This is a genomic window from Deltaproteobacteria bacterium, from assembly GCA_016210005.1.
GTDB lineage: Bacteria > Desulfobacterota > Binatia > HRBIN30 > JACQVA1 > JACQVA1.
In genome coordinates this window covers 1-4,395 of the sequence record JACQVA010000242.1, presented here as the reverse complement: position 1 = coordinate 4,395, position 4,395 = coordinate 1, and the positions used below count along the sequence as shown (strand labels likewise).

Below are 4,395 nucleotides of genomic sequence, written 5' to 3'. Positions count from 1 at the left end.
GTGCAGGAGTTCTTGAGCCGGCTGGGTTGAGGAGCCTGCGGCTTCCAAGGCGGGATGCAGCCACGAGGCCACCGTGTGACGATCAACATGGACATGTGGATTATCCTGGTATATCAACAACAGCATGTTCCACGGTCGCTTCCTCGAAGCAGCGTTGTCCGGCGCCATCTCGCGCAACAAGGTCCGCCTGCTGTTTGGGGCGCGCCAGACTGGCAAGACGGCGCTGCTGCAGCATCTGCTCTCCGGCAAGCGGACGCACTTCGTCAACCTCCAAGATGCGACCGATCGGCGTCATTTCGAAGCCGACCCGGCCGCATTCAGCCGCGCCGTGCGGGCGTTGCCGCGTGTGGTCCGGACGATTGTCGTCGATGAGATCCAGAAGGTGCCGGCGCTGCTCGACGAGATCCAGCACCTCTACGATAGCGCGCCAACGCGCTGGCAGTTCTACCTCACCGGCAGCTCCGCGCGCCAGTTGCGAGCCCGCTCGGCCAACCTGCTACCAGGCCGCAGCCACACGTACCATCTCTATGCGGTGTGTGGCTGGGAGGTCGCGCGCGATGGGGCAGCGCCCGCGATTGCGGCGCCCGTGTTTACGTCTTCCGCGCCGCCGTTCCCGTCGCAACCGATCGAGCGCGTGCTGCGGCTGGGCAGCCTGCCCGGCATTCGTGCAGAACCGATGAGCACGGCACACGCCACGCTCACCGCGTACGTCGAGCATTATCTGGAGGAAGAGATTCGCCGCGAGGCGTTAGTGCGCGACATGGGTCCGTTCGTGGCGTTCCTCCGTTTGGCCGCCGCCGAGTCGGGGCAGCAGCTCAATCTCGCGCGGCTGTCGCAGGAGAGTGGGATCGCCGCCAGCACGCTCAGGAGTTACTACCAGGTCCTCGTCGATACGTTCGTCGGGCATTGGCTGCCGATCTACGCCCGCCGCACGCGCAAGCGCTTGTTGACGACGCCGCGCTTCTACTTCTTCGACCTCGGCGTTCGCAATGCGGCGGCTGAGCTACCGCTCGAGTCGCGCTTGGCCGACGTGCATGCAGGCCCGCTGCTGGAGCATTGGGTGGCGCAGGACCTGATTGCGCGCGCCGGCTACCGCGGACGGGGCCATCGCGTCAGCTTCTGGCGGACCGCCTCCGGCGCCGAAGTGGACTTCGTCTACGAGAGCCCGCGGGAAGACATACCGATCGAAGTGAAGTGGACGGCGCGGCCGCGGCCGAGCGATGCGCGGCACCTCGAAACATTCCTGAGCCAATACCCCGACCGTGCCCGGCGCGGGCTCCTGGTGTGCCGCTGCACCCGGCCCGAGCAACTCACCGACCGCGTCCGCGCGATCCCGTGGCACGCGCTGTGACGTCGGCCGGGCACGCCCCGTGAGGCAATGATTGATCGTTACAATCGGGCGCGCGTCTGAAGACGTCCATCAGGCAGGGGATCCGCCCAGCCTCTGCGCCGGCCCGTTAGAAGACCACTCTCTCCTCAACGAGCCGCTGGTAGCGCTCGTCGCCGATCTGCATCAGGCTCTTGAAGACATGCTCGTTGTCTTGGCCGATCATCGGCCCGGGGCGGATGTCGGGGGTGAAGCCGCTGGTCTTCACGTAGGCGCCGTAAATCGTCTCGCTGAAGCCGAGCGGGTGTTGCACCGCGATGAACGTGCGGCGGGCTCGGTAGTGCGGGTCATTGAGGAGATCGGCGACGTTGAGTATGGGCGCCGCAGCGACGCCGTGCTCCTGAAGCCGCCGCGCCAGTTCGTAGTCGTCGAATTGGCGGGTCCACGCAGACAGTTGCTCGTGCAACGCCTCGAGCTTGGCGACACGGCTGCCGGCATCGGCAAAGGCACCCGCCCAGGCGGGGTTCCCCATCGCTCGCACCAGGCCTCGCCACTCGTCATCGGTCAGCACGGCAATACTGATCCAGCGATCATTGCCGGCGCAACGAAAGACGCCGTGGGGCGCGGCGACGGCCAGCGGGTGGCGGTTGCCGATCGGACCGGCGACGCGGCCGTTCATGACGTAATCCATGAACGCCGGGGCGACCAGCTGTAGGATGCCTTCCTGCTGGGAAAAATCGACGTGCTGGCCCATGCCGGTGCGATCGCGGTAACTGAGCCCGAGCACGACGGCAAGCGCGCCGATGATCCCGCCGAGCGGATCGGCAAAGGCATTCTCCACCGGGATCGGCGGCCCGCCGAGATAGCCGGTGAGGCTGTCGAGCCCGGTGATGCTGCTCAGACTCATGCCGTACGTCCGGATGTCCTTGAGTGGGCCGAACAGCCCGGCGGCCGGCATCGAGACCATGACCACGTCGGGCCTCGCCGCTCGCAGGAAGTCGTAGCCGAGGTGCAGCTTGTTCATCACCCCGGGCCCGAAGTTTTCGATCGCCACATCACAGTGCGTGACCAACTGGCGGGCGAGTTCCTGCCCCGCGGGCTTCTTGAGATCGATGGTAACGCTGCCGTTGCCGGCCCAGCCGGCATGATTTTGCAGGCTGCGATCGGGATCACGCACGCCGCCGCCGAACGGCGGCAGCGTGCGGTTGATGTCGATGCGGGCGCGTGACTCGATCTTGTAAACCTCGGCGCCGAGAAAATTCAGCGTCTGTCCCACCACCGGCCCGAGCCAACCCCAGCCGAAGTTGGCCACGCGGACACCGGCCAGCGGACCGGCAAGTTTAGCTGGCGGCGCAACCTTAGGTTCCCTCTCCCCCGGGGAAAGGGTCAGGGTGAGAGCCGGCGTGCCAAGCGCGGCGAACACCTCCGCGTTGTGCTGCCCCAGCAGCGGTGCGGGAACACGCGGCCCGCCCGGACTCGCCGGCAATCGAATCGGTGCTCCCATCGTGCGCACGCTGCCGAGCACGGGATGCGCGACCTCGACGAAGTATTGTCGTTCACGCAAGTGTGGATGCTCGGCGACCTCGCCGATGGTGAACAGTGCGGTCGTCGGGCAGCCGTTGGCCTGGCAGAGGTCCATGATCTCCTGCTTGCTGTGCTCGCGGGTCCACTCCTCGATCAGCGGGTAGATCATGTCGGCGTTCTGGGCGCGCACGAACATGTCTTGGAACATATCCAGCGCCGCCCACTCCGGATTGCCCATCGCCGCGCACAGTCCGTTCCACTGCCCCGGCTCGAGGGCGATCATCCAGACGTAGCCGTCGCGGCACGGCAGGATGGTGGCGGGGGCGCCGAGCGGCATGCCCACGCCCGTGCGCCGTTCGAACTTGCCGTCCTGGGCGTAGCCGCCAATGCTCTGCGCGCCGACGAACAAGGCCGCGATGGCCTCGGCGCACGAGACGTCGAGGTGTTGGCCGCCGGTTTGCGCGCGCCCGTGCACCGCTGCCAAACCCCACGTGGTGGCAACGTAGGCGCCGAAGAATTCCGCCGAGAACGTACCGTGCTCCAACGGCGGCTCGCCCGGCCGGCCGCAGTAGCGGCTGCCGGCGGCGGAGAGGTGGAACGCGTTCAGATCGTAACCGTTCCAATCGGCGTACGGCCCGGACCGGCCGAACGGCGTGATCGAGATCATCACCAGGTTGGGATTGACGCGAGCGATGCTGGCGTAATCGAGCCCCCAATCGCGCATCTGCTGCGGGCGGTGGTTTTCGATGAACACATCGGCGCGCGCCAGCAGCTGCAGCAGCCGGTCGCGGCCATCGCCGGTGGCGACATCGAGCACAACGCCGCGCTTGTTGGTGTTGAGGAAGAAGAACAGTCCGCTCTTGTCCGGATGCGGCTGGTCGTTGGGGAACGGCCCCCAGCGGCGGGCGAGGTCGCCCTCGGGCAGCTCGACCTTGATGACGTCGGCGCCGTAGTCGGCGAAGAGCTTGGCGCAGAAGGGGGCGGAAACGCCTTGACCCAGCTCGACAACCGTGATCCCGCTGAGCGCGCCGTCTGCCATGGTGGAGGCGTTCTGAATCAGCGGGCAGGCAGAGTCAAGCGCCGATCGATGCGGGGCTTTCGCCCCTGCCCTGAGTAGCGCAGCGTACCGAAGTGGGCCGCGTCACCTTGAGCCCGCCTCGCCTCCGGCATCCCGGACCACGGACGAACAGTTGCCCGGGTAAGTGGCCGACGATCTGATTGGCGGGGACCCGACTGTTCGAACAGCCGATCCAGAGACAATCCGGCGTTTGCTGAGCCGCGAGCTTGTCGAAGAAGTCGGGATCGGCGAAGCGCATCTGTTGGACCCAGGCGCGGTTGTTGTCAAGAAGATGCTTCAGGACACGCGTTGGGGGACCTCAACCTTCCATGCTCCTCATCCTCAGGCTGATCCTGCCCGAGTTGTGGCCTCTGGACACGGAGATTCGATTGTGGTAGACGCACATGCGTGACGGGGGAGGTGGAGGCGGCGGGGCTGGTATTTCCGGTCGGTGCGATCGACGCGATTCGCGCGCGCATCGAGGCCG

The 4,395-nt window shown here is 66.5% G+C and carries 3 protein-coding genes; 1 reads left to right on the top strand and 2 read right to left on the bottom strand.

Translation table 11 applies throughout. From position 1 onward, the window contains the following. The first annotated feature begins 124 nt into the window (after positions 1-124). Complete coding sequence (locus HY699_22865) at positions 125-1,351, top strand: ATP-binding protein (protein ID MBI4518650.1); 1,227 nt, start codon at positions 125-127, stop codon at positions 1,349-1,351. Between the two features lie 106 nt (positions 1,352-1,457). Here HY699_22865 and HY699_22860 read toward each other — a convergent pair whose 3' ends face one another. Next, entirely contained in the window at positions 1,458-3,890 is a 2,433-nt protein-coding gene (locus tag HY699_22860; protein ID MBI4518649.1) for a CoA transferase, read from the bottom strand. A 34-nt stretch (positions 3,891-3,924) separates the two neighbouring features. Further along, the gene (locus HY699_22855; protein MBI4518648.1) at positions 3,925-4,167 is read right to left on the bottom strand and encodes a hypothetical protein; all 243 of its coding nucleotides are present in this window, start codon (positions 4,165-4,167) and stop codon (positions 3,925-3,927) included. Between the last annotated feature and the right edge of the window lie 228 nt (positions 4,168-4,395).